This window comes from Domibacillus enclensis (assembly GCF_900156125.1).
In the GTDB taxonomy this organism is placed as follows: Bacteria; Bacillota; Bacilli; order Bacillales; family Domibacillaceae; genus Domibacillus; species Domibacillus enclensis.
On the sequence record NZ_FTLX01000009.1, the window covers coordinates 106,556 to 130,346 of the forward strand.

Annotated in this window: 24 protein-coding genes and 1 rRNA gene; 21 read left to right on the top strand and 4 right to left on the bottom strand. The window is 48.0% G+C overall.

Going from position 1 to position 23,791, the window contains the following annotated elements; all coding sequences use genetic code 11:
* Positions 1–427: 427 nt before the first annotated feature.
* From BW952_RS16395 to BW952_RS16425, 7 genes are all read left to right on the top strand, one after another.
* On the top strand, positions 428–1,615 hold the full coding sequence (locus BW952_RS16395) for a GTP-binding protein (RefSeq protein ID WP_045852048.1): 1,188 nt from the start codon (positions 428–430) through the stop codon (positions 1,613–1,615).
* A gap of 150 nt (positions 1,616–1,765) precedes the next feature.
* A complete protein-coding gene (locus tag BW952_RS16400) occupies positions 1,766–2,572 on the top strand; it encodes an ABC transporter permease (protein ID WP_045852049.1) in 807 nt (268 codons plus the stop codon).
* Between the two features lie 4 nt (positions 2,573–2,576).
* Positions 2,577–3,356, top strand: coding sequence for an ABC transporter ATP-binding protein (locus BW952_RS16405; protein ID WP_045852050.1), 780 nt, complete (start codon positions 2,577–2,579; stop codon positions 3,354–3,356).
* A 15-nt stretch (positions 3,357–3,371) separates the two neighbouring features.
* Entirely contained in the window at positions 3,372–4,439 is a 1,068-nt protein-coding gene (locus BW952_RS16410) for an ABC transporter substrate-binding protein (RefSeq protein WP_045852051.1), read from the top strand.
* Between the two features lie 186 nt (positions 4,440–4,625).
* On the top strand, positions 4,626–6,812 hold the full coding sequence (locus BW952_RS16415) for a methyl-accepting chemotaxis protein (RefSeq protein ID WP_231581480.1): 2,187 nt from the start codon (positions 4,626–4,628) through the stop codon (positions 6,810–6,812).
* 151 nt (positions 6,813–6,963) lie between these two features.
* Positions 6,964–7,983 (top strand): ThiF family adenylyltransferase, encoded by a 1,020-nt coding sequence (locus BW952_RS16420; RefSeq protein ID WP_045852052.1) that lies wholly within the window; start codon positions 6,964–6,966, stop codon positions 7,981–7,983.
* 13 nt (positions 7,984–7,996) lie between these two features.
* Entirely contained in the window at positions 7,997–8,494 is a 498-nt protein-coding gene (locus BW952_RS16425) for a MogA/MoaB family molybdenum cofactor biosynthesis protein (protein ID WP_045852053.1), read from the top strand.
* Positions 8,495–8,497: 3 nt separating this feature from the next.
* Here BW952_RS16425 and moaC read toward each other — a convergent pair whose 3' ends face one another.
* On the bottom strand, positions 8,498–8,986 hold the full coding sequence (gene moaC / locus BW952_RS16430) for a cyclic pyranopterin monophosphate synthase MoaC (RefSeq protein ID WP_045852054.1): 489 nt from the start codon (positions 8,984–8,986) through the stop codon (positions 8,498–8,500).
* A 62-nt stretch (positions 8,987–9,048) separates the two neighbouring features.
* Here moaC and BW952_RS16435 point away from each other — a divergent pair, with 62 nt between their 5' ends.
* From BW952_RS16435 to BW952_RS16475, 9 genes are all read left to right on the top strand, one after another.
* A complete protein-coding gene (locus BW952_RS16435) occupies positions 9,049–10,308 on the top strand; it encodes a molybdopterin molybdotransferase MoeA (RefSeq protein ID WP_045852055.1) in 1,260 nt (419 codons plus the stop codon).
* Positions 10,293–10,751 (top strand): molybdenum cofactor biosynthesis protein MoaE, encoded by a 459-nt coding sequence (locus BW952_RS16440; protein WP_045852056.1) that lies wholly within the window; start codon positions 10,293–10,295, stop codon positions 10,749–10,751. Before BW952_RS16435 ends, BW952_RS16440 begins: the two co-directional genes overlap by 16 nt.
* Positions 10,748–10,981, top strand: a complete 234-nt coding sequence (moaD, locus tag BW952_RS16445; protein WP_045852057.1) for a molybdopterin converting factor subunit 1 — start codon at positions 10,748–10,750, stop codon at positions 10,979–10,981. The genes BW952_RS16440 and moaD overlap by 4 nt, the downstream gene beginning before the upstream one ends.
* A 19-nt stretch (positions 10,982–11,000) precedes the next feature.
* Entirely contained in the window at positions 11,001–12,017 is a 1,017-nt protein-coding gene (moaA, locus tag BW952_RS16450) for a GTP 3',8-cyclase MoaA (protein ID WP_045852058.1), read from the top strand.
* A gap of 25 nt (positions 12,018–12,042) precedes the next feature.
* Complete coding sequence (locus BW952_RS16455; RefSeq protein WP_045852059.1) at positions 12,043–12,852, top strand: alpha/beta hydrolase; 810 nt, start codon at positions 12,043–12,045, stop codon at positions 12,850–12,852.
* 81 nt (positions 12,853–12,933) lie between these two features.
* Positions 12,934–13,917, top strand: coding sequence for an aldo/keto reductase (locus BW952_RS16460; RefSeq protein WP_045852060.1), 984 nt, complete (start codon positions 12,934–12,936; stop codon positions 13,915–13,917).
* 90 nt (positions 13,918–14,007) lie between these two features.
* On the top strand, positions 14,008–14,766 hold the full coding sequence (locus BW952_RS16465; protein WP_052698524.1) for an inositol monophosphatase family protein: 759 nt from the start codon (positions 14,008–14,010) through the stop codon (positions 14,764–14,766).
* A 98-nt stretch (positions 14,767–14,864) separates the two neighbouring features.
* Positions 14,865–15,377, top strand: coding sequence for an acyl-CoA thioesterase (locus tag BW952_RS16470; protein WP_045852061.1), 513 nt, complete (start codon positions 14,865–14,867; stop codon positions 15,375–15,377).
* Between the two features lie 76 nt (positions 15,378–15,453).
* A complete protein-coding gene (locus tag BW952_RS16475) occupies positions 15,454–16,098 on the top strand; it encodes an SDR family oxidoreductase (protein ID WP_045852062.1) in 645 nt (214 codons plus the stop codon).
* Positions 16,099–16,748: 650 nt separating this feature from the next.
* On the opposite strand, the gene BW952_RS16485 is transcribed toward BW952_RS16475, so the two are convergent.
* Positions 16,749–17,621, bottom strand: a complete 873-nt coding sequence (locus BW952_RS16485; RefSeq protein WP_045852551.1) for a LysR family transcriptional regulator — start codon at positions 17,619–17,621, stop codon at positions 16,749–16,751.
* 121 nt (positions 17,622–17,742) lie between these two features.
* Here BW952_RS16485 and BW952_RS16490 point away from each other — a divergent pair, with 121 nt between their 5' ends.
* Together BW952_RS16490 and yyaC are read left to right on the top strand one after the other, a co-directional pair.
* A complete protein-coding gene (locus BW952_RS16490) occupies positions 17,743–18,843 on the top strand; it encodes an AbrB family transcriptional regulator (protein WP_045852550.1) in 1,101 nt (366 codons plus the stop codon).
* Between the two features lie 55 nt (positions 18,844–18,898).
* Complete coding sequence (gene yyaC / locus BW952_RS16495; protein WP_045852549.1) at positions 18,899–19,468, top strand: spore protease YyaC; 570 nt, start codon at positions 18,899–18,901, stop codon at positions 19,466–19,468.
* Between the two features lie 56 nt (positions 19,469–19,524).
* Here the strand turns inward: yyaC and BW952_RS16500 are convergent, their stop codons facing one another.
* Positions 19,525–20,841, bottom strand: coding sequence for a CitMHS family transporter (locus tag BW952_RS16500; protein WP_045852548.1), 1,317 nt, complete (start codon positions 20,839–20,841; stop codon positions 19,525–19,527).
* Between the two features lie 129 nt (positions 20,842–20,970).
* Complete coding sequence (locus tag BW952_RS16505; RefSeq protein WP_045852547.1) at positions 20,971–21,834, bottom strand: LysR family transcriptional regulator; 864 nt, start codon at positions 21,832–21,834, stop codon at positions 20,971–20,973.
* A 118-nt stretch (positions 21,835–21,952) separates the two neighbouring features.
* Between BW952_RS16505 and BW952_RS16510 the strand changes: the two genes are divergently transcribed.
* The 3 genes from BW952_RS16510 to BW952_RS16515 all read left to right on the top strand — a co-directional run.
* Positions 21,953–23,080, top strand: coding sequence for a 2-methylaconitate cis-trans isomerase PrpF family protein (locus tag BW952_RS16510; RefSeq protein WP_045852546.1), 1,128 nt, complete (start codon positions 21,953–21,955; stop codon positions 23,078–23,080).
* Positions 23,081–23,095: 15 nt separating this feature from the next.
* Positions 23,096–23,236: a hypothetical protein gene (locus tag BW952_RS19535; RefSeq protein ID WP_169714114.1), complete on the top strand. Its 141-nt coding sequence runs from the start codon at positions 23,096–23,098 to the stop codon at positions 23,234–23,236.
* Between the two features lie 461 nt (positions 23,237–23,697).
* Positions 23,698–23,791, top strand: a 16S ribosomal RNA gene (locus BW952_RS16515); the annotation flags it as partial.

Consider the following 23,791-nt stretch of genomic DNA (forward strand, 5'->3'; position numbering starts at 1 on the left):
TGTATAAGAAGTAGCACGTGTATGATTCCCTGTTGAGTCTGCTGCTTTCTAGGTTTTGGCAAATGCTTGTCCTCCCCACCCAAGGCGGCTGGCGCAGGACGAAGACTCTGGAGGGATCAGCGGGTCAGGTGAGATCCACTTTTGGAGCGAAGCGACAAAAGTTAGCTCACCGCCCGCCCCTCCGAACGCGAAGTCCTGCAGAAGCCGCCCAAACTATGTTCGCGCAAGCACAGTCACTAAACGATTTACCGTTAAAAAGAGGTCAAAAGAAAGCCGAACGATGCGATCGTTCGGCTTTTTCTTTTACCCAGAACCTTTTGTCCCAAGTTCTTGTTGACGTTGGTCGGAAACTACGATAGAGTTTAAATCGTAATGATTTCGTTTTAACTATTAAATCGTAATGATTTCGATATGAAGGAGAGAGAAAATGAATCAAATTCCAGTAACGGTGCTAAGCGGCTATTTAGGAGCCGGCAAAACCACGCTGCTCAATCACATTTTAAAAAATGAGCAAAACAAGCGAATTGCAGTCATCGTAAATGATATGAGCGAGCTGAACATTGACGCAGCTCTTGTGAAAAAAGGCGGCTTTTCGAAAACGGAGGAAAAGCTCGTTGAAATGCAGAATGGCTGCATTTGCTGCACGCTCCGTGAGGACTTGATGATCGAAGTGAAGCGGCTTGCTCTTGAAGGCAACATAGACTACATTGTCATTGAATCCACAGGTATTGCTGAACCGATTCCTGTGGCGCAAACCTTTACTTATATAGATGAAGAACTGGGAATCAATTTATCCGAATTTTGCCGTTTGGATACGATGGTCACGGTCGTAGATGGCAATCGTTTTTGGCATGACTTCGCTTCTGGTGAAACACTGCTCGATCGAAAGGAAGCAACTGATGAAACGGATACGCGCGAGGTGGTCGATCTGCTGATTGACCAGATTGAATTCGCCAACGTACTGCTGCTGAATAAAACGGATTTACTGGAAGAAGGTGACGTGAAGGAGCTTCATGCGGTTCTGCAAAAGCTCAATCCAGATGCACGGATTATTCGGACGTCCTTTAGCAGCATTCCGTTAGATGAAGTGCTGAATACGCAGCTGTTCGATTTTGACAAAGCAAGTGAAGGGGCTGGCTGGATCAAAGAGCTGAACGAAGAGCATGTGCCGGAAACAGATGAATACGGCATCTCATCCTTTGTGTATCGCCGCAGCCGTCCGTTTCATGCTGAGCGGTGGATGAACTGGCTGGAAAACTGGCCGGTAGATGTCGTCCGTGCAAAAGGTTTTTTCTGGCTGTCCACTCGGAATGACATGACCGGAATGCTTTCTCAGGCAGGCCCATCCATTATGATTCAGGGCGCGGGGGAGTGGATCGCCGCGTACCCGGAACAAGAGCGTGAACAAACATTGAAGGAAGAGCCGGAGCTTTTAGCCAGATGGGATAAAACATACGGAGACCGGATCACTGAAATGGTGATGATCGGGCTGGATATGGACCGTGAAGCTATTGAGCAATCGCTGGATGCCTGTTTGCTGACAGAGGAAGAAATGAACATGGACTGGGCAACATTCAAAGACCCGCTGCCGCCATTCCAAATTGCTTCTGTCTGAGAACATGTGAGGCCAAGTAATAAATAGACGATCTGCTCATATTCTGAGCAGGTCGTCTTTTTTGCGTGTCCAAAAAAAGAAGGGTGAGCATCTGGGGCAGGCACACATGTTGAAAAACCGGCATATTATTTTGAAGAAGAGGTGGTGAAGATGAAGGATCTGAAAAATCCAGTTGAAACGGAAAAACAAGAGTGGCGAAAGCAGAAAAATCAGCAAAGGCTGAAGACCGGCCTCACCGTTTTTTCTCCTCTTTTTCTCTTGCTGATCTGGCAGTTTTTATCGCAAAGCGGGCTGATTGATGCGCGTTTTTTTCCACCGCCAACGGCCATTGTTTCGACGTTCGCCCAGCTGCTGGCCAGCGGTGAATTGTTTTACCACATAAATAGTTCATTATTTCGTATCGTTGCGGGCTTTTTGCTTGGGGTGATCCCCGGCATTCTCATCGGCTTATGCATGGGTCTGTACGCGCCGGTCAGGCACTTTCTTTCTCCTTTGATTATGGCCTTAATGCCGATTCCGACGCTGGCTCTATTGCCGATTATCTTAATTATTTTCGGCATCGGCGAGGGGTCGAAGGTGGTGACGATCGCCGGAAGTGTGTTTTTCCCTGTCGTGATTAATACGGTAGCCGGGGTTGTATCCATCGATTCTATTTATTTAGATGTGGCAAAAAACTACGGAGCCAGCAAAAAGGATTTCTTCCTGAAAATTGCTTTTCCTGGGTCGTTGCCGGTGATGCTTGAAGGCATTCAAATGGGGCAGGCCATTGCGCTGCTGACCATTGTGGCTGCTGAGATGATGGGCGCGCGTTCAGGGATCGGTTATATGATCTGGACATCGTACAGTGCTTTTTTATTAAAAGAAATGTTTGTCGGGCTGATCCTTATTTCGTTTTTTGGCTATCTGTTTTCCTTGTTATTAAGAGGTCTTCAGCGAAAGTTATTGCCATGGAGGTGAGGGGATGAGCCGGAATACTAAAATTGTGATTCGAGATTTAACGAAAGTTTTTTACAAAAAGGAGCAAAGTATAACCGCAATCCGAAATATTTCCCTGGACATAAAAGAAGGAGAGTTTGTGTGCATTGTCGGACCGAGCGGCTGCGGAAAAACAACGCTGCTTCGGATTTTAGCCGGATTGGAAAAACAAAGCTCGGGTGGTTTCCGGATTGAAAAAAGCAGTATGCATCGTCCGAACCAGTCGATGGTTTTTCAGGAGCGCGGCGTTTTGCCGTGGCTGACTGTCAGAGAAAATGTGGCGTTCGGCCTGCGTATGCGCCACCTGCCGAAAGAACAGATACAAGAAAGAACGAACTTTTTTTTATCCAAGGTGGGTCTTACGAAGTTTGCCCATATGTACCCGAAGGAGCTGTCCGGCGGAATGAAGCAGCGGGTCAGCATTGCGAGAGCCTTCGCGAACGACCCGGAAATTCTATTGATGGATGAGCCGTTCGGCGCACTGGATGAGCAGAACCGGCATATTTTGCAGGAAGAACTGCTGTCGATTTGGTCTGAGACAAAGAAAACAGTTCTATTTATCACGCACAGCATTGATGAAGCGCTCTACTTGAGTGATCGTGTCCTGCTGATGAGTGCGCAGCCAGGACAAATTGTGCAGGAGCTTCAAATCGATTTGCCCCGGCCAAGAACGCTAAAGGACATTCGGGCGAATCCGGATATGGCCGAACAGTTTTTAGCGATTTGGCAGCATCTCCAAACGGAAGTGCAGCAATCCAGATCATAATAAGGAGGAGATAGGATGAAAAAGTGGCTGGCTATGGCAGGTGTGCTGCTCATGCTGTCAGGGTGTGCGGAGGAGGAGACAGTAAAGACGAATGATGACGTAAGCAAAAGCCATCCATCCGGTGACCTGTCTCCGTTAAGCAGGGAAACAAAAGTAGTGATCGCAGAAGACGGCTCGGCGTCGGGGGCGGGGTTTTATATTGCCAATGAAAAAGGCTATTTTGATGACTATAATATTGAGGTGGAGTTTGCAACCTTCGCGAATAGCGATGACATGCTGCCGGCCCTTGCATCCGGTGAGGTGGATATTGCAGGCGGCATCTCTTCCGCGTCTTTTTTTAACGCAATTGCCCAGGGAATTGATGTGAAAATGATTGCCGATAAAGGACACAATGAAAAAGGGAAATCGTATTTTACCTTTGTGGTCGGTGCGGATCAAGAAGATGAAATAAAAGAGTACAGTGATTTAAAAGGAAAAAAGGTTGCTGTTTCCACTGAGCACGCGGTAGATGACTACATTTTTCAGCAGATGCTCACTCATGCAGGCTTAACAAAAGCAGACGTAGAGTTCGTCCTGATGCCGGACTTTGGCAATATGCTTGCAGCGATTGAAAACGGATCGATTGACGCAGCGCTTCAAATTGAGCCGCTTATTACGCAAGGTGTCGCAGAAGGCATTCATGTCCGCTTCGGTGACGCAACGGATTTTGCGCCGGAAGCCCAAATTGCCATGGTGCTTGGCTCACCGCAATTTGTGGCGGAGGAGCGGGATGTGTCGCTGCGCTTTATGGCCGCGTATTTAAAAGGGGTACGTGATTACAATGACGCTTTCAAAAAAGGTGAGGGGAAAAGGGACATAATTGATATTATGACGCAATACACCGCTTTAAAAAATGCCGCTGTATGGGAAGACGTTTTTGTGACAGGGCTTGATCCGGACGGGGAAATGTTTGTTGAAGATATTCATCAGCAATACGATATGTACAAGGAGAATGGAGCCATTCGCGGGGAAATTGATTTTGACGAAGCGATTGAGACCGATTTAGCCAAAAAAGCGGTCGAGATCATCGGTGAATATAAATAATAAAGCCGATGTAACGAAAAAATTTAATCTATTCCATAAGGTCTGGTAAAAACGGCTATATGGATGTATAAAAACGGATGATTTAGTGATTTTTTGCTAAATTGTCCGTTTTTTTAGGAAATAAGTATTGAATTTGATAAACATTCAGAATATAATAACTTTCATAACTAAACGGTGTAACAATATATGACATTACAGAAAGTGGTGAGAGGAATGGGGATGTTTGGCTGGCTGGATGTGAAAGAAGGACTTCCTCTCTGGTGGTCTTATCGGCTAAATCGAAGCGCGAAAGCATCTGTAGAAGAAGTATTTGAAGGAATTGCCCGTACACGCATGACTCTGTTGAGGGAATGGGCTGAAGAACAATGGGTCTTTCTCGAAAAAATGGGTCAAGAATGGCCGCATATTTCGCCAGGCGAAAAGAATACATATTTATTGAAAAAATGGCATAAAAATCGCTTCATAACAGAGCTGTTTGCGATCGATGAGAAAGGAACGGCAAGCTGTTCAACGTTCTCGGGAAGAGAGGGGGCTTTGGCTCATTCTGATGTACAAGGAGCAGTGGCCGAAGTATTCCGTACGCAAAAGCCATTTTTGTTCGGTCCTTACACAGATCCGGATACGGGGAAAATCGGGCCGAAGTCATCCCGTTTTCATGATGATGTGACGCTGCTTTTTCTGCAGCCTATTCTAGATGACGGACGTGTGACGGAGGTGGTTGCTGCACGCATCCCCAATGATGTACTGGGTGATTTGATTCAGCGTGAAGCAGGCCACATTTATCCCGACTCCGGAGATAACTATTTGTTTATGGCGAAATCCCATTTTAATCCGTCCATCTCGCCGGGCATGGCCTTGTCGCGAAGCCGTTTTGAAGACCGGACATTTACGCACGGGGAGAACTTAAAAGACGGCATCCACACGAAGCATTGGGGAACTGTGCGCATTCAGCATCACACGGAGTTTGAGATTCGGTTTACCGATCCGGCTACGAATGAACTTCATCCTGGCGTTGCGAATACGATACGGAATGGCAGCAATCTATTCGTTGAGTTCCCGGGCTATTCAGACTATCGGCACATTCCGGTAATCGGCAAAGGCGTTACCTTCCAAATGCCGGGATCTCCGGACGTATGGGGCATGATGTGCGAAGGCGATCTGGAGGAAGTGTATCGCACCCGGTCCATTGGCTGGCGGCTCATTAAACAATTTATGATCTTTTTATTTATCGGCATTATGCTGCAGCAGTCTTTAACGATGATTCCAGCGATGCCTGTATGGCTCGATGTTTTGATTGGCCTCGCGTACGGGGCGGGGGCATCGGCTGTTTTTTATAAAAAAAGCTTAAAGCCGATCATTGAACGCCTTCGTAAAATGACGGATATTACCCGGGAAATTGCAGAAGGCGGCGGGGATTTAACGAGCCGTCTTGATTCCGCACTGCTGTTTCATGATGAAACAGGTGCGCTTGGCCGCTGGGTCAACAATTTGATTGACAGCCAGGATGAATTGATGGGCAAGGTGAAATCGGCTGCGCTCGATGTGGAAGAAACAAACCTGTCGCTCCGTGAAAAAGCGGCATACGCAGAAAGTGACTCGATCCTCGTCATTGAACAAATGAGTGAAATGCTCGAAGCCATTCAGCAGCAGGTCAAAGATGTCCAGCAGGCGATGGGGCAGGTCGACCAAGTCAGTGTGACATTGACCGGTCTTGAACAGCAGTCGCAGGATCAGCTGGAGCATGCCCAGGCGGAAGTGTCGGGTATTAACAATAAAATGGATGTGATCGTCGGCAAGGTGACGGAAGCAATGACGATGACCGATCAGTTTAAAGAGCTGTCAAGCAGCATCAGCAGTGTGGTGGGAAGCATAAATGAAATTGCGTACCAAACCAATTTGCTGGCGCTAAATGCATCGATTGAAGCGGCACGTGCAGGTGAGCATGGAAGAGGCTTTGGGGTTGTGGCGCTTGAAATTCGTAAGCTTGCCGACCAGACCACACGAGCGACGAAAGAAATCAGCCATACACTGGATCAAATTGAACACAGCTCCGCTCAAGTGCGCTCAGCGATTGGCGTCAGCAGTGAAGAAGTGGCGAGCGGCGTTGATGTCGTCCATAACGTTCAAAATGTGCTTGTTTCGATGGCAAAAGCGTCGGATTCCCAGCCGGACGTAACCGATCAAATGAAGGAGATCATCGGCAACATTGCCGTCATTAATGAACAAAACGCCCGCACCGTAGAACAGGTCGATCAGTCGACAGGGAAAATGGCTGAGCTGATTAAAGAGGTCCGCTTTGATTCAGAGCAAAGCTCACTCGTCGTTGAAGCGCTGCGGCGGACAATTGATAAATTCACCCTTTCTAAAGCATAACAGCAGAGGGCGCCTCTCCACCTGGAGGCGGCCTTTTGATGTTCGCCGGAAAACACGTAACTTACCAGAATGTGATAAAATAAAAAAAGATGGATTTTTTAGAAAATAAAACAGTGAACGATAGATTGTTGAACAAATTAGAGGTGAGATAATGGAAACCCGCTTTGCCAAGCAGCAAAAATTTTACCCGATCGGTGCAGCGGGACAAGAAAAGCTCGCAACGTCGACTGTAGCAATTATTGGCTGCGGGGCGCTCGGTTCTGCGGCGGCGGATACGCTGGCGCGTGCTGGTGTCGGCCGGCTGCTGCTCGTTGACCGGGATTATGTGGAATGGTCGAATCTGCATCGGCAGCCTCTTTACACAGAACACGATGCGCAGGAGATGATGCCGAAAGTCGAAGCGGCGAAACGGCGGCTATCACGTGTGAACAGCGCCGTGCAGGTTGACACATGGATGGATCATGCCGATGCCGCGTTAATCGAAGAGCTGGCTCGTAAAAGTGACCTGTTATTAGATGGAACCGACAATTTTGAAACGCGGCTAATCCTCAATGAAGCAAGCCTGAAGCACCACATCCCGTGGGTGTACGGTGCGTGCGTCGGCGCAACGAGTGTTGTGATGCCGTTTGTTCCTGAAGCCGGTCCGTGCTTTCGCTGCCTGCTGCCGGTTCTGCCTTCCTCGGCTGACACGTGCGATACCGCGGGTGTGATTGCGCCAGCTGTTCATATTACGGCCGCCTTTCAGTGTGCAGAAGCAATCAAGTGGCTGACAGGGAACAGGCAGGCGATGCGGACCGAGCTGCTGCGAATCGATTCATGGACAAATGAGCAGCATTCATTCGGCCTGTCAAAGATGAAGCGCCGTGATTGTCCTGCCTGTTCGGATACCCGCGTATATCCTGCGCTAAAACAGTCGGATGAAACAAAAGCCGCTGTTCTTTGCGGCCGTGACACGGTGCAGCTCACACCTGGTGCAGGACGGACGCTGACAGTGGCGGACGGGGAAGCAGCAGCGAAGAGGCATGGCCTTCCTGCCAAACGCACGCCCTATTTCCTGCAGGTGCAAATGCCGGAAAGCCGTGTGGTTCTGTTTGAAAACGGCCGGTTGTTTTTTCACGGCGTTTCGGACAACAAGCAGGCAATGAAGCTGTACAACCAGTTGTTTAGTTAAAGGAGGATGAGGAATGTCAGTTGAATTTAACAAGGATGCTTCTCTCCGGGCAGCAGTGCTGACGGTAAGTGATACACGGACAGAAGAAACGGATAAAAGCGGCCGGCACATTCGCCAGCTGCTGCGGGAAAATGGGCACGAACCGGTCCGGTACGCTATTGTAAAGGATGAGCAGGAAAGGATTTCTGCGGCAGTTGCGGGATGGCTTGAGGAGGACGAAATTGATGTGATCCTCATTACCGGCGGGACAGGCATTGCACGTCGGGATATCACGATTGAAGCAGTGGAGCTGTTTTTTACGAAGAACATTCCGGGGTTTGGCGAGTTGTTTCGGTATTTGAGCTTCGCGGAGGATATCGGGTCAAAAGCGATGCTGTCCCGTGCGACTGCCGGCATTGCGTCAGACAAGCTGATTTTTGCTATGCCGGGCTCCAGAGGCGCAGTAGACTTGGCGATGCGCCGGCTCATTTTGCCGGAGCTCGCTCATTTGCTTTTTGAGATTCGGAAGTAGCCGTCACGACCGGTCGTAATCACCGTTTTTCCCGCCGGATTTATGCTGTAAATACGTCGGGCCGATCACCATATCCTTGCCGGCAGCCTTGCACATATCGTAAATGGTGAGCGCAGCAGCGGATGCGGCCGTGAGTGCTTCCATTTCCACACCGGTCACGCCTTTTGTTTTCGCTTCTGCTTCGATGCGGACGACGTAGCGGCCGGCGCTTTCATCAATGTCCCACTGAAAAGAAATGTTGACGCCGGTCAGCGGAATCGGATGGCACATCGGAATAATGGAAGACGTTTGTTTCGCAGCCATAATGCCAGCCACCTGGGCCACAGCGAACACATCTCCTTTTTTATTCGTGCCTTCTGAAATTTGGCTGTGAATAAGACGGTTTACTTCAATAGAAGAGCAGGCGACAGCGATCCGAACCGTTTCTTGTTTATCGGATACATCCACCATTTTGGCCCGCCCTTGTTCGTTAAAGTGGGTTAAATCAGACATCGGAGTCATCCTTTCATTGGATAAGGTGACTTTAGTATAGCAAAAGAAAGGAAGAAAAGCAGATGGTTGAAAAAAGAACACCTGTCGCCGTAAAAGAAGCGATCGAGAGAGTGATGAAACGGGTGAAGCAGCTTCCGCCGGAAACCGTCTCACTTCATGAAGCCTACGGGCGCATTTTGGCAGAGCCGGTGCTGGCGACACATGCTGTTCCTCCGTTTGACCGCTCTCCATACGATGGATTTGCTGTCCGCTCCAAAGATACAGAGGGAGCATCAGGTGAATCGCGCATTTCCTTCCAGGTTGTGGACCATATTGGAGCAGGAGCCGTATCCTCCCGCACAATCGGCGCGTTTGAAGCGGTTCGGATTATGACGGGTGCACCAATTCCAGCTGGCGCAGATGCTGTTGTAATGCTGGAACAAACGGTTCAAAACGGAAACACATTTACGATCCGAAAGCCGTTTGAACCGCTTGAAAACGTATCGTTAAAAGGCGAGGATGCGAAAAAGGGCGAAACCATTGTGGAAGCCGGCACATTTATTCAGCCAGGGGTTATCGCTGTGCTGGCGACATTCGGCTATGCTGAAGTCCGCGTGGCGAGGCGCCCGGTTGTTGGCTTGCTTGCAACGGGAACAGAGCTCGTAGACGTGAGCGAGCCGCTTGCCCCGGGAAAGATCCGGAATTCAAACGGTCCGATGATTGCGGCGCAGCTGGCAAGAATGGGCATCGCCTGCCGATTGCTCGGCTCGCTGCCGGATGATGAGGATGCCTGCTTTGAGCTTGTTCAAAAAGCGGTGGAGGAATGTGACGCCGTGATGACAACCGGCGGTGTATCCGTTGGGGATTTTGACTTTCTGCCGGCGGTGTATGCGAGGCTTGGCGCAGAAGTGTTATTCAATAAAGTGCAAATGCGCCCGGGAAGCGTCACGACTGTGGCTCATTTGAATAACACCTTTTTATTCGGGTTATCCGGAAATCCATCCGCCTGCTTTGTCGGATTTGAATTGTTTGCGCGCCCGGCTCTTTTTTCCATGATGGGCAGCGGAAAGCCGTATCTCCCTTATGAAAAAGCGCTGCTTGCAGTGGACTTGACGAAGCCGAATCCGTTTAACCGGTTTATCCGCGCAGTGTATACGTCTACTCCATCGGGTGCCCGCGTGGCGCCGGCGGGCTTTAATAAATCCAATTCCGTTACATCAATTGCAAGAGGAAATGCGTTTATCGTTCTCCCCGGGGGAACACGCGGCTTTCAAAAAGGGGACGAAGTGGATGTCCTGTTAATAGGAGCAGAGGAGGGGGTGCCTGCATGGGTACTGAATTAAAACCATTTCATGTAACAGAAGGGCCGATTGAAGCGGCGCCTTATATGGAATATGTGACACATCCGGGCGCAGGTGCCGTGACCGCTTTTGCCGGAACCGTCCGGGAATGGACGAACGGAAAACGGACGATGTATTTAAAATATGAAGCGTACGTGCCAATGGCAGAAAAGAAGCTTGCCCAAATCGGAGACGAAATAATGGAGAAGTGGCCGGGTTCGCGAGTAGCCATCGTGCACCGGGTCGGCGAGCTGGCCATTTCCGATATCGCCGTTGTGATCGCTGTTTCATCCCCTCATCGTAAAGCGGCATATGAAGCAAATGAATACGCGATCGAGCAAATTAAAAAAGTAGTGCCGATCTGGAAAAAAGAAATGTGGGAAGACGGCGAAGAATGGATCGGGGACCAGTCGTATAAACCGGAGAAGGAGAGTGAGAACGAATGATTCACCTGCATTATTTCGCCGGACTAAAGGAAGCAGCGGGAAAAGCGGAAGAAGATCTTTCGTGGCAAGACGGTACAGCAGACGATGTGCTACAATGGGCAAAACAAACGTATCCGGCTTTTGATTTTACAGCGGTTCAATTGGCTGTAAACGAAGAATATGTCCACTTGGATGAGCCGGTCAAGCCGGGCGACCACGTGGCCTTTATCCCTCCAGTAAGCGGAGGATAATCAAAACTTACAAAAAGGACTGAGCGCTTTGAACATAACCGATACTCTTCAGCGTCCATTGCGTGATTTGCGAATTTCCGTGACGGACAGGTGCAACTTTCGCTGTACGTACTGCATGCCGAAAGAAATTTTCGGAGATGATTATGCGTTTATGCCTAAAAGTGAGCTGCTTTCATTTGAAGAAATCACCCGTATCGCCCGATTGTTTGCGGCATTCGGTGTGAAAAAAATCCGTTTAACCGGCGGTGAGCCGCTTCTCCGGCGAGATCTGCCTGACTTGATCCGTATGCTTAATGATATTGAAGGAGTAGAAGACATCGGCCTGACGACAAATGCTCTTCTTTTAAAGCAGCACGGACAAGCGCTGTATGATGCCGGTTTACGTCGGCTGAATGTGAGCCTGGATGCATTGTCTGCCGATACGTTCGGCAAAATGAATGGGCGCGGCATCGGACCGGAGCGGATTTTGGACAATATTACATTGGCAAAATCGATTGGCTTTCATGTGAAAGTGAATATGGTCGTACAAAAAGGCGTCAACGATCATGAAGTGGTGCCGATGGCTGCTTACTTTAAGAAGCAGGGCATTACGCTGCGCTTCATTGAGTTTATGGACGTCGGAACAGACAACGGCTGGAGCTTCAAGCAGGTTGTCACGAAAAAAGACATGCTCACACTTCTTCAAGAAACAGAACAGCTTGAACCGGTTGGAGCTGATTATTTTGGCGAAGTAGCGGGGCGCTACCGCTACAGGGATGCGGACGCAGAAATCGGGTTTATTACGTCTGTCTCGGAATCCTTTTGCTCAAGCTGTACAAGAGCGCGTCTTTCATCGGAAGGGAAATTCTACACGTGCTTGTTTGCGACCGAAGGCTTTGACTTAAGAAGCATGCTGCGTAATGGGGCAACTGACGAAGAAATGGCCGGTGCCGTCCAGGCGGTCTGGGAGAAAAGACGGGACCGCTACTCGGATGAACGAACTGAACAAACAGCAAAAAGCCGGAAAAAAATCGGCATGTCCTACATTGGCGGCTGAGAGGAAAGAAACGAGGAGGAGCATCATGATCCACGAAAAAATTGGCATTCAAACCGATCGTTCAGAAGCATCCATGTTTACGTATATGCTGGATATGGGGCATCGTGAGGGACTGAAGGAAAAGCGCCCGGTCGTGTTGATTTGTCCGGGCGGCGGCTACCGTTATACATCCGACCGGGAAGCGGAGCCGGTGGCGATGCAATTTAATGCGATGGGCTTTCATTCCTGCGTGTTAAGGTACAGCACGGAGCCAGCGGTGTTTCCGACGGCGCTTTTGGAGCTGTCAAAGGCTGTCAGCTATCTGCGGGAGCGGGCAGAAGAGTGGCACATAGACACGAACAGGATCATCGTCGCGGGCTTTTCAGCAGGCGGACACCTGGCAGCAAGTCTCGGTGTTTTTTGGGACAAGTCCTTTTTATTGGAGCAGCTGAACTTGTCAGCCGATCAAATCAAGCCGAACGGTCTGATCTTAAGCTATCCAGTCATCACATCCGGCTCTTTTGCTCACAAAGGCTCTTTTCATCTGCTGCTCGGCGGAAGCAGCGATCCGGCTCTTTTAGCGCAAGTTTCACTGGAAAAGCACGTGTCTGCCCAAACACCGCCAACCTTCTTATGGCACACTGTTGAAGATAAGGCGGTTCCGGTTGAAAACAGCATGCTGTTTGCGAATGAGCTGCTGAAAAACAAGGTGCCGATTGAACTGCACGTTTATCCGAAAGGCGGCCACGGTTTGTCGCTTGGAACAGAAGAAACAAAAGCGGCGGATGGCGAACTCGTTCAGCCGGAAGTGGTCAACTGGATCGACATGGCCGGGGTATGGGTTCGGAACCTGTAAGTCGGCTTGCTTTTATTTTCTTTGTTTATCCATTATACTTTCTTTATTGAAGGCGTTTTCTTAACTGGAGGAGGGATAACATTGAATTATCGGGAACTGGGCAATACAGGCATGAAGATAAGTGAAGTAAGCTTTGGGACATGGGCAATCGGAGGATCATGGGGAACGACAACGGATGCGGAATCGCTGAGTGCGCTGGATGACGCAATCGATCAAGGCGTGAACTTTTTCGACACGGCCGATGTATACGGCGATGGCCACAGTGAGAAGCTTCTCGCAAAAGCAACAAAAGGCAAAGAAGAGGACATTTACATCGCGACCAAGTTTTGCCGGCAGGGCGATATCCATGCGGCCGAAACGTATTCCTATGAGCAGGTAAAAGCTTATTGCGAAGCGAGCTTAAGGAGACTGGAGCGCGACCGGATTGATCTGTACCAAATCCATTGCCCGGCCACACAGATTTTGGAGGACGGGAATGTGTTTCACGTGCTGGACCGGTTGCAGGAAGAAGGAAAAATTCGCCATTACGGCGTCAGCGTCGAAAGCGTGGAAGAAGGACTCATGTGCCTGAAGCATTCCAATGTGAAAAGCTTGCAGGTGATCTTCAACCTGTTCCGTCAAAAGCCGTCAGAAGAACTGTTTGAACAAGCAAAGGCGCAGGGCGTTGGCATCATCGTCCGTTTGCCGCTTGCAAGCGGGCTCCTGACCGGAAAATTCAAGCAAAGCGATACATTTGAAGAAGATGATCATCGGAATTTTAACAACGACGGCAAGGCGTTTAATGTAGGGGAAACGTTTGCTGGTCTTGGCTTTCAAAAAGGGGTGGAGCTTGCCGATCAACTGAAGTGGATTGCTGACGGGCGCGGTTCGATGGCGGAAGCTTCCTTGCGCTGGATATTGGATCATCCGGAGGTCACCACGATCATTCCTGGCTTTAAAAATACAAAGCAGGTCCGTCAAAATCTTCAGGCGCTTCAAACGCCTTCTTTTTCAAAAGAGGAGCAGGAGCGGATTAACGATTTTTATCACAATGAAGTGAAACAGCATATTCGTGGCATTTATTGATAAGTGTCCGGCTTCTGGTGCGCAAAAGCACTGGGGGCCGGGCGCTTTTTTTGATATGATGCGTATATACATAAGAAGAGGAGCGATTGGATGTACGAAGACTATTTAGCGTTTGCGATTGAGCTCGGAAAAGAAGCAGGTGCGTTTTTACGCCCGAATGAGGGAAAAGCAGGCGGTCAAACGATGAAGGCGGCGAAGGATTTCGTGACCGAGATGGACGTGCGCGTAGAAGCGCTCATCATTAAACGGATTCAGGCGGCTTATCCGGATCACCGCATTTTCAGTGAGGAAGCGGGAGTGATTGAATCAAACAGCGACTATGAGTGGGTAATTGACCCGATCGACGGCACGATTAATTATAGTATCGGTGTCCCGCAATACGGCGTATCCATTGCTCTTACGTACAAAGGAGAGCCTGTTGTCGGCGTCATTGATTTGCCCGGGCTGCATGAAACATATTGGGCTTCGAAGGGCGGCGGTTCGTTTAAAAACGGAGAGCCGATTCGTGTGCGCCAGGCGCCTTTGTCGGAATCGTTTGTTTCCCACAGCGATTTTGCGAAAGACGGGAATAAAGAAGCGAACACACAGCGGCTGGAGCTCCTGTCCAAAATCGTGAATGATGTGTACCGGGTCCGTATTATCGGGACGGCGGCTGTCACCCTTGCTTACATTGCAGCGGGCAAATGGGATGCGGCTCTTTATATTAATCCGGCATTTTACGATATTGCAGCAGGACAGCTTCTCGTCACCGAGGCAGGCGGTGTGATGCAAACAGCGGGTCCTTACTTGATGTTCGGACAAAAGCAGGCGGCAGACGAACTCGCTGCATTGCTGGAGGAGTCTACATAAAGGGGAGCGTTCGTTTTTAAAAATAGTCTTTGTTTTTCAGTCTCTTCAGATTATAATGAGCGCATATTTCAAATTTAAACAAAAGTGAGTGGATGAGGATGAAGCCGAAAGAGTGCAAAGAATCACGCGTTGTGCGGACAAGTCGCGTTTTCCCAAATGATGTGAATAATCATAATACGTTATTCGGAGGACGGCTGATGAGCGATGTGGATCAGGTGGCATCGATTTCAGCTGCACGCCACAGCCGGAAGGAATGTGTAACAGCTTCAACCGATTCAGTCGACTTTTTACATCCGATCCGTCCGAGCGATTCCGTTTGCTTTGAATCATTTGTGACGTGGACGGGCAGTTCTTCAATGGAAGTGTTTGTGAAAATTGTCGCGGAGGACTTAAAAAGCGGGGACCGGAAAATTGCCGCAACGGCTTTTTTAACATTCGTTGCGCTGGATGATAATCGACGGCCGGCCGTTGTCCCTGGTGTAATACCTGTAAGCGATGAAGAAAAAAAGCTGCATGAAACGGCACCTATGCGCGCGAAAAAACGCCAGGAGCATAAAGCGCACAGCAAGGAGCTGGCGGCTTTTTTAACAACCGGAAAAGCGCGGCCGTAGGTCGTCTCATTTGCGTGCAGCCTCTTACTTTGAAATAATGAGCAGGAAATGATTTGGAAAGAGGTGCTCATTTATTATGAACGTTTTAGTTGTTGGAGCGAACGGACAAATCGGACAAAAGCTGATTGAACTTATACAAAAAAGCGAAAAGCACGAAGCGCGCGCCATGGTGCGCAAGCAGGAACAGGCAGATGCCTTTAAGGAGCAAGGGGTAGAAGCGGTAATAGCGGATCTTGAAGGAAGCGTTGATCAATTGACCGATGCCGCACAGGGCTGTGACGCCATTGTGTTTACAGCAGGCTCCGGCGGCCATACCGGTCCCGATAAAACACTGCTCATCGACCTGGATGGGGCGGCGAAAACAGTGGAAGCGGCTGAGCAGGTTGGGGTAAAGCGGTTCATCATCGTCAGTGCCCTTCAAGCAAACAACCGTGAAAACTGGAATGAACAGATGATTCCATATTACGCAGCGAAGCACCACGCCGATCGAGCCGTAGAGCAAAGCTCCTTAACCTACACAATTGTTCGCCCCGGCGGTCTTTTAAATGATAAGGGTACAGGAAAAGTAGAAGCAGCCGAGCAGTTGGAACGAGGGTCAATCCCCCGGGAAGATGTGGCGGCAGTTATTTTCCATGCACTCGATGCAGCTCACACATTTAACCGGTCATTTGATTTAGTTTCAGGCGAACAATCCATTAGCGAAGCGTTAAAGAATATTTGATAATGAAAGAGCTTGGGATATAATAATGAGAACGGTCCTTGAATCCGAACGATCTAGCAGCTGAAGGCCTTGATTTATTTTTTTTCTTGGAAAAGCACAGGGGCTCCGGGCTGCCGGCTCCGCTTTTCTATGTGGCGAACGCTGAACCAGCCCAAAGTGCGCGGCTGTTTCAGCCTGTCCGCTCGTCACACGGAAGTCTCCGCCGGCTTCCCTACGCCCGTTGTGGTTCTAATGAAGCAAGGAATATAAAAATGCTTAAAAAAGGCTTAAATTCAATGACTAACGAATGGCTGTATGAGAACGGCCTTTTCTTTTTTTACACGAATAATAGAATAAGGTTTGTTGTTACGCCAGAACGCTTTTTTTAGTTATTACCAGTTGCTTGCCCTCCCTACTAAGGGCGGCTGGCGCAGGGCGAAGACTCGGGAGGGAGCAGCGGGTCAGGTGAGATCCATTTTTGACGCGCCAGCGGCAAAAATTAGCTCACCGCCCGCCCCTCCGAACGCGCAGCCCTGCAGAAGCCGCCCAAACTGTGTTCGCGCAAGCGCAGTCCACTAACCGATTTACCATCATGAAGAGCTCAACAGAAAGCCGAATTTGACCGTTCGGCTTTTTCTTCAGTCCATAACCTTTTCCCCTAAGCTCTTTAGTTAATGGATTTCTTTTAAATCGATCCGTTCGATAAAAGCAACAAAGGCTTTAACGATATTCAGCTGCAGCGACTCCTCGTGAAAAAACATCCAGCTTTTGCGGATAATCGGCTTGCCGGCCGCATCGGTCAGCTCCACCTTATGAAGGTCGTCCAGGTCGTCTAAAATCATGCTCGGGAGAATGGCATAGCCAAGGCCGTTCGCTACCATGTTTTTGCAAGTGCCTGCTTTGTCGACATCAATGCTGATAAGCGGCGGCTTTGCATAATTTTCACCCCACCAGTGGTCCACAACCATCTTTAAATTCTGATCCGTTCGATAATCGATCCGCGGCATATCAGGCAATCGCTCCATATCGATTTGATCCTTTGAGGCAATGCAAATGGTTTCTTCAAATAAAAGCCGTTTTTGATCCTTCCACCCGTAATCCCCTTTTACAAATCCCACATGTACATCCTGGTTGTAAATAAGATGCGTAATGTGGCTGCTCCACTCTGTTGTGACTTTAAACTCGACGTTCGGGTATTCTTCTTTAAATAGCTTTAAAATACCCGGCAGCTTATAATCCGTGAAAAAGGTTGAAACGCCAAGCCGCAGCGTTCCTGACATGCTGTTTTCCATATTAAGCACGTTTTCCTTTATGCGCTGCATCTGGTGAATCATATCATCGGCACACTTTGCCAGGTAGTCTCCCTGCGGTGTGAATTGGATGCCGCGTCTGCCGCGTGTGACAATTTGAACCCCGAATTCTTTTTCCATCTGCTTTAGTCGATTGGTTAAAGCCGGCTGTGAAACGTAAAGCGACTGTGCTGTATGTGTAATGTTCTTGTACGCATGAAGTGTTTTTAAAATAAGCCAGTCTCGTTCATCCATAAAAGCGCACCTCTTTTAGGTATAATAAAATTGTATGATTAAGTATATAAAAAGGATATTTTATTTATTTCTTATTGTCTATTATAGTAAATGGTACAGGAAAGAGAAAGAAGGAATGAAGATGAAGGAAACAAAATGGCTGTTTATCGCCATAAGTGCTATTGGCGGACTGCTGCTGTCGTGGACGGGCTTATCGATTGGCTGGATGCTCGGAACGCTGATGGCGGCGGCAATTTTGTCTTTCACAAAGCCACATGCTGCAGGGGACAAAGGGATCCCCAAGTACTGGCTTTACATCGGCCAGTGCATATTAGGTATTGAGCTTGGCCAAAAAATAAATCTATCGGTTCTTGCCGTTTTTCAAAAAGACTGGGCGGTTATTATCATTATGCTGCTGCTGTCAATCGTGTTCTCTCTAGTATCAGGTCTCGTTTTATGGAAGTTCAGTAAAACGGATATGCTCACAAGCTTTTTCAGTACGGCACCGGGCGGCTTGTCCGCTATGCCGGGTATTGCAGAAGAAGTCGGCGCTAATACGGCAGTCGTCAGCATTCTGCAGACGATGCGTGTTTTTCTTGTGATTTTTATTATTCCGGTTGTTGTAACGGCGCTGCTGTTTCAGCCATCTGCCGCCCCGGCTATATCGGAAGCGGGAGCAGTCTTCGGATGGAACGGACTTTTATGGACAGCTGTCCTTACGGCGACCGCTTATGCAGGCTACCGACTAGGAAAGAAACTGAAATTCCCGGCACCCTGGCTGCTTGGAAGCATGCTGCTGACAGCTGTTGTTCAGTCAGGCTCGTCGGCTGTTGCCGGGTATGATCTCGCCGCCTACTGGCCGCGCGAAGTCATGATTGTTTCGCAAATTGTGATTGCCGCCTCTATCGGTTCGCGGTTCCGTAAAGAAATGTTCACCGGCTTAAAGCAAACGATCACTGTGGCGCTGATCAGCACGGTTGTTTTTATCGGTGCCATGTTTGCCTGTGCATTTGTTGTTTCAAAAGCAACAGGACTCGCGTTCATCACCGCGGCACTTGCATTTGCGCCAGGGGGAGTAGCTGAAATGGCGACAACAGCAGTCGTACTTGAAGCAGATGCGACATTTGTGGTGGCTGTTCAAGTACTGCGAATCATTGCCGTCATCCTGCTGCTTCCGCCTGTCTTTAGAATGCTTCATGCATGGGAAACGAGAAAAGAGGCACATTCGCATGCATCTGCTTAACTTCATAAATGCCCCTCATCGAGCTTCCCTTTATAATAAAAGAAAGGGAGGGGCGATGATGGGGTTTTTTAGCGGATCAAAAGACATACGTATTGTAGAGCAAAGAGTCCTTTCAAGTGTAAGGGACCAGAATCAAACAAAGCAGCAGGAAACAAAGGCGATGGCAGAGACGGTGAAAGAACTGCTTGCCAGTGCATCAGGAGAAGTTATCATTTTGTGTATAGGGTCAGATCGTTCCGTAGGCGATTCGCTCGGTCCCCTTGTCGGAACGATGCTTGTAGAAGCGGGTGTGCCGCACACGGTGTATGGGACGCTTGAAGAGCCGGTCCACGCCTTTAATCTTGAAACCACTATAAAAAAAATAAACCGGCAATTTGAAAAGCCGGTTGTTTTAAGTATTGATGCAGGGCTTGGGAACAAGGAGGATGTAGGGACTGTCTTTTTAAAAAAAGGTCCGCTTATTCCGGGAAAAGCGCTCCAAAAGGTACTGCCGCCAGTCGGGGACTATCATATAACAGGGGTAGTGAACTACCTTGATCCGCTTCCAGCTGCTCAATTTTTAAATGATACCCGGCTTTACACCGTAAGAAAGCTGGCTGAAACGATTGTGAATGTCATCAAGTAAGAACAACAAAAATCCGAACGAATGTTTTTATATTCGTTCGGATTTTCCTTCTTTTTTTAAAGAATGGTAATCGCGCCCGTTAAGACGGCAACAACTGTAATAAAGAGAGAGCAGATCACGGCCCATTTCACCGCGAATTTTTGGAATTCTCCGAGATCTGTTTCGACCATGCCGACAAGAAGAAGCGTCGAGGCAACAAGCGGGCTCAAAAAGTGAACCGGCTGGCCAAGGATGGAGGCTCTGGCAATTTCAACAGGGCTGACGCCGTAAGCAGATGCTGCTTCCGCCAAAATAGGCAAAACACCAAAGTAATATGCGTCGTTGGACAGAACAAACGTAAAGGGCATGCTCGTTATTGCGACAACGAGCGGGAAAAAAGAGCCGAGTGATTCAGGAATGATCGCGACGAGTGAATTAGCGATTGCATCGACCATCTTCGTTCCTGAAAAAATACCAGTGAAAATACCTGCTGCAAACACAAGTGTCACGACCGTCAGTGCGTTTCCTGCATGAGACAGCATGCGTTCTTTTTGCTGTTCAAGGTTTGGGTAGTTAATCATTGAAGCGAGCACAAAGCCGATTAAAAACAAAACCGGAACCGGAATAATGCCCATTACTAGAATGACCATTACTGTAAGCGTTAACAAAAGATTCACCCAGACAAGCTTCGGACGCTTGATATCCTCTGCTGCCACATGGGCTGCAGCTGCTTCTGCCAGCGCCTGCGTTTGAGAAGGTGCTGTATCAATGTCAATCACACCGAGGCGTTCCCGTTCTTTTTTTCCTAATAGGTAGGCAATGCCGAGTACACAAATCATGCCGCCGGCCATTGTCGGTAAAAGAGGAACGAAAAACTCACCCGCATCCAGGCCAAGGGAGGTAATGGCACGTGTGGCAGGGCCGCCCCATGGTGTCATGCCGCTCATAATGCTTAAGGAAAGAAGGGAAATCGTCGCCAGCACGAGAGGCTTCATTCCGAGCCGCTTATACAGCGGGTACATAGCTGAAATAGTAATCATATGAGTAGTCGTTCCATCTCCGTCCAGTGCGACGGTTAAAGCAAGGACGGCTGTTCCGATCGCGATTTTAACCGGATCTCCTTTGACGATTTGAAGCATTTTTTTGATTAAAGGGTCAAACAGTCCAGCGTCAATGAGAACACCAAAGAATAAAATGGCAAAAAGCAACAGGGCGGCAGAAGGAGCGACAACCTTTAATCCTTCCATCATCATCTCGCCAATCTGCGAACCGAAACCGCCAATTAAAGCAAACACGATCGGAACGACGGTGAGTGCCGCTACCGGTGATAATCGTTTGGACATAATCAAATACGTGAAAACAACGACCATTGAAATGCCGAGAAATGTGAGCATTTTTTCGCCTCCTACTAAGTAATCGCTTTCAAAAAAAGCGGCTGTTATTTCTTGTACTAAGAATAGGGGATGTGGATCGATAAGTGAAATACATAATTTTATAGAATTATTAATAAAAAAACTTATAATCTAAATCTTCGTCCGGGTGCTTAAAAAGTCGATAAAGTTTTTCACTGTCGAAAGCTGGAGTGAGTCTTCATTATACATCAGCCACGTATTGCGCAGGACAGGATCTCCGCTTTTATAAGACAGACCATATGTAAAAAGGTTATCCCCAGGCTGAAGACAGATTTCAGGCAGAATGGCCACACCGAGATCGTTCTTAACCATTTCCTTGCACGTTTCCTGGCGGTCGGTTTCCATTGTTACCATCGGCGGATCTGAAAAGCGGTCATGCCACCATCCATTGATTAAATTTTTCAGCGAGCTGTCGGTTTTGTAATTAATAAAAGGCAGCTCCGGCAGCCGGTCAAGCTCAACCTCTTTTTTAGAAATAAGACAAAGCCGTTCTTTATGAAGCAGTGTCTTCCTTCCATACCAATCATAGTTGCCGCGCATAATGCCGAGCTGCACATTGGAAGAGTCCAGCAAATGCATAATGTCTGTGCTCCAGCCTGTATTGACATTAAATTGTACATTGGGATACTGAGTTGAAAATTCCTTTAGCAGCTTCGGAAGTTTATATTGTGCGAAATTGCTCGAAACCCCGAGTCGAAGCGTCCCGCGCACCTCATTTTGCATATTCAGCATGAAATCCTTTGTTCTTTGAAGCTTTTTCAGCATCTCACCCGCATACTCAGCTAAATGTGTTCCTTCTGATGTGAATTCAATGCCGCCCTTCACTTTGAAAAAAAGGCGTGTGCCAAATTCGTTTTCTAAATTTTTCAGCCGGTACGTTAAAGCAGGCTGAGAAATAAACAAACGTTCAGCTGACCGGGTTAAATTTTTCTCTTCGTGCAAAATGCAAATCGCTGTCCAGTCTTTTTCATCCACGGTAATTCCTCCTTTGATTATAAAAAAAATTATGGTTTTTTCTATAAAAATATGTATTTCACTTATGATTATCTTTATTTTACGATGAATGTATCAAAAATAAAAGGTGGTTTTGAGAATGAAGGTACCGGTGGTCATTATGCGGGGCGGGACAAGCAAGGGTGTTTTCTTAAATGAAAATCAAATGCCATCCGATCCGGCGCTTTGGGAAGCTTTTTTGCTTGATGTCATGGGCAGTCCGGATCAGCGTCAAATAGACGGGCTCGGCGGCGGCAACTCACTGACGAGCAAGGCGGCGATTATTAAACAATCCGATTCTCCTTTGTTTGATGTTGAGTATACGTTTGCTCAAATTAGCACGGAACACCAAATGGTCGACTTTAAAGGAAATTGCGGCAATATTTCATCCGCTGTAGGCCCATATGCGATTGAACAAGGTCTCGTCGCAGCGGTTGAGCCCATGACCCGTGTACGCATCCTCAATACGAATACGAAAAAATTAATTATCGCTGAAGTGGAAGTGGAAAACGGCCAGGTTAAAACAGAGGGAAGCTGTAAAATTCCTGGCGTTCCGGGTACCGGTGCACCTGTTTATTTATCCTTTACACAGGCAGAAGGAGCCGTAACCGGAAAGCTGTTTCCGACGGGCCACCCGGTAGATATGATCAAAACGAAAAATCGTCTAATTCCGGTTTCCATTATTGACGTCGCAAATCCGCTCGTTTTTATAAAGGCGTCGGACGTAGGGTTAACCGGAACGGAGCTGCCTGCAGAGTTCTCGGCAGCTAAATTAAAAGAGCTGGAAGAAATCCGTTCTATCGCGGCAGAAATGTGCGGGTTCGCTAAAAGAGAAGAAGCGACAGCTGTATCACCGGCTGTGCCGAAACTGACGATCGTGTCATCGCCTGCCGAACACACAGATGGAACCGGTGTAATCAGAAAAGCCGAAGATATGGATATCGTCATTCGAATGATGTCGATGCAAAAGCCGCACCAGGCACTCGCCATTACAGGAGCCATTTGCACAACAGCGGGTGCTTTTTTACAGGAAACTATTTTATCGGATCTCGTGGACATTAAGCAGGAAGTATTCAGGCTGGCTCACCCTGCCGGCATCGTGGAAACGAAGGTTGAATTGTTAGCCGGCCATATTAGTGCAATAAAAGTAGTAAGGACAGCGAGAACGATCATGGAAGGGTCCGTATTCACTAAACACAATTATGAGCTTGCTTTCCGGCTTGCTTAAAAGGAGATAGCGATCATGTGGATTATCACTTCTTATATGAAGAATGAAATCAAAATGTTTGAATTTGATACAGAGGCTGAAGCAAAAGAAGCTTTTCCAAAAGTGAAAGGGAGCAAATATCTTTCTCAAATTATTTATTATAACGACGTTGTATAACAGTAGAAGCGTCCGGCGGGGTTATTTACCTGCCGGCATATTTTTTTCAAAAAAAGTATTGACTTAAAATATCGGAGGGGTTATATTTATATGCGTCGCTGAAACGACAAAGCAAACGTTATGAATGATTTTCAAAAAGAAATGCTTAAAATTATTTGTTGTAAAAGACGTTGACTTTACTGTGGAAAGCGTGATATATTGAGATCCTGTCATTTAAGACCTTCTTCATATACGAATGAAAAAGAGTTCAGAGTTGCATTGAGATGAAAAACTTTTTGGAATAAAGAGTTGACATTGAAATGTGAAAAATGATATGATGTTATAGCTGTCACAAAGACGACACGAGAAATTGAACATTGAAAACTGAACAAAATCAATAAAAACGTCAACGTTTTAAGTTTTAACTTCTTATCGGAATACACCCCGTATTCTTATAAGAAACAAATGAGCAAGTCAAACACTTTTTGGAGAGTTTGATCCTGGCTCAGGACGAACGCTGGCGGCGTGCCTAATACATGCAAGTCGAGCGGATTTGATCAGAGCTTGCTCTGGTCA

Bases quoted from the DNA above. Each gene is read 5' to 3' on its own strand.
- BW952_RS16395 (WP_045852048.1), top strand. From the start codon at position 428: ATGAATCAAATTCCAGTAACGGTGCTAAGCGGCTATTTAGGAGCCGGC.
- BW952_RS16400 (WP_045852049.1), top strand. From the start codon at position 1,766: ATGAAGGATCTGAAAAATCCAGTTGAAACGGAAAAACAAGAGTGGCGA.
- BW952_RS16405 (WP_045852050.1), top strand. From the start codon at position 2,577: ATGAGCCGGAATACTAAAATTGTGATTCGAGATTTAACGAAAGTTTTT.
- BW952_RS16410 (WP_045852051.1), top strand. From the start codon at position 3,372: ATGAAAAAGTGGCTGGCTATGGCAGGTGTGCTGCTCATGCTGTCAGGG.
- BW952_RS16415 (WP_231581480.1), top strand. From the start codon at position 4,626: ATGACATTACAGAAAGTGGTGAGAGGAATGGGGATGTTTGGCTGGCTG.
- BW952_RS16420 (WP_045852052.1), top strand. From the start codon at position 6,964: ATGGAAACCCGCTTTGCCAAGCAGCAAAAATTTTACCCGATCGGTGCA.
- BW952_RS16425 (WP_045852053.1), top strand. From the start codon at position 7,997: ATGTCAGTTGAATTTAACAAGGATGCTTCTCTCCGGGCAGCAGTGCTG.
- moaC (WP_045852054.1), bottom strand. From the start codon at position 8,986: ATGTCTGATTTAACCCACTTTAACGAACAAGGGCGGGCCAAAATGGTG.
- BW952_RS16435 (WP_045852055.1), top strand. From the start codon at position 9,049: ATGGTTGAAAAAAGAACACCTGTCGCCGTAAAAGAAGCGATCGAGAGA.
- BW952_RS16440 (WP_045852056.1), top strand. From the start codon at position 10,293: ATGGGTACTGAATTAAAACCATTTCATGTAACAGAAGGGCCGATTGAA.
- moaD (WP_045852057.1), top strand. From the start codon at position 10,748: ATGATTCACCTGCATTATTTCGCCGGACTAAAGGAAGCAGCGGGAAAA.
- BW952_RS16455 (WP_045852059.1), top strand. From the start codon at position 12,043: ATGATCCACGAAAAAATTGGCATTCAAACCGATCGTTCAGAAGCATCC.
- BW952_RS16465 (WP_052698524.1), top strand. From the start codon at position 14,008: ATGTACGAAGACTATTTAGCGTTTGCGATTGAGCTCGGAAAAGAAGCA.
- BW952_RS16470 (WP_045852061.1), top strand. From the start codon at position 14,865: ATGAAGCCGAAAGAGTGCAAAGAATCACGCGTTGTGCGGACAAGTCGC.
- BW952_RS16475 (WP_045852062.1), top strand. From the start codon at position 15,454: ATGAACGTTTTAGTTGTTGGAGCGAACGGACAAATCGGACAAAAGCTG.
- BW952_RS16485 (WP_045852551.1), bottom strand. From the start codon at position 17,621: ATGGATGAACGAGACTGGCTTATTTTAAAAACACTTCATGCGTACAAG.
- BW952_RS16490 (WP_045852550.1), top strand. From the start codon at position 17,743: ATGAAGGAAACAAAATGGCTGTTTATCGCCATAAGTGCTATTGGCGGA.
- yyaC (WP_045852549.1), top strand. From the start codon at position 18,899: ATGATGGGGTTTTTTAGCGGATCAAAAGACATACGTATTGTAGAGCAA.
- BW952_RS16500 (WP_045852548.1), bottom strand. From the start codon at position 20,841: ATGCTCACATTTCTCGGCATTTCAATGGTCGTTGTTTTCACGTATTTG.
- BW952_RS16510 (WP_045852546.1), top strand. From the start codon at position 21,953: ATGAAGGTACCGGTGGTCATTATGCGGGGCGGGACAAGCAAGGGTGTT.
- BW952_RS19535 (WP_169714114.1), top strand. From the start codon at position 23,096: ATGTGGATTATCACTTCTTATATGAAGAATGAAATCAAAATGTTTGAA.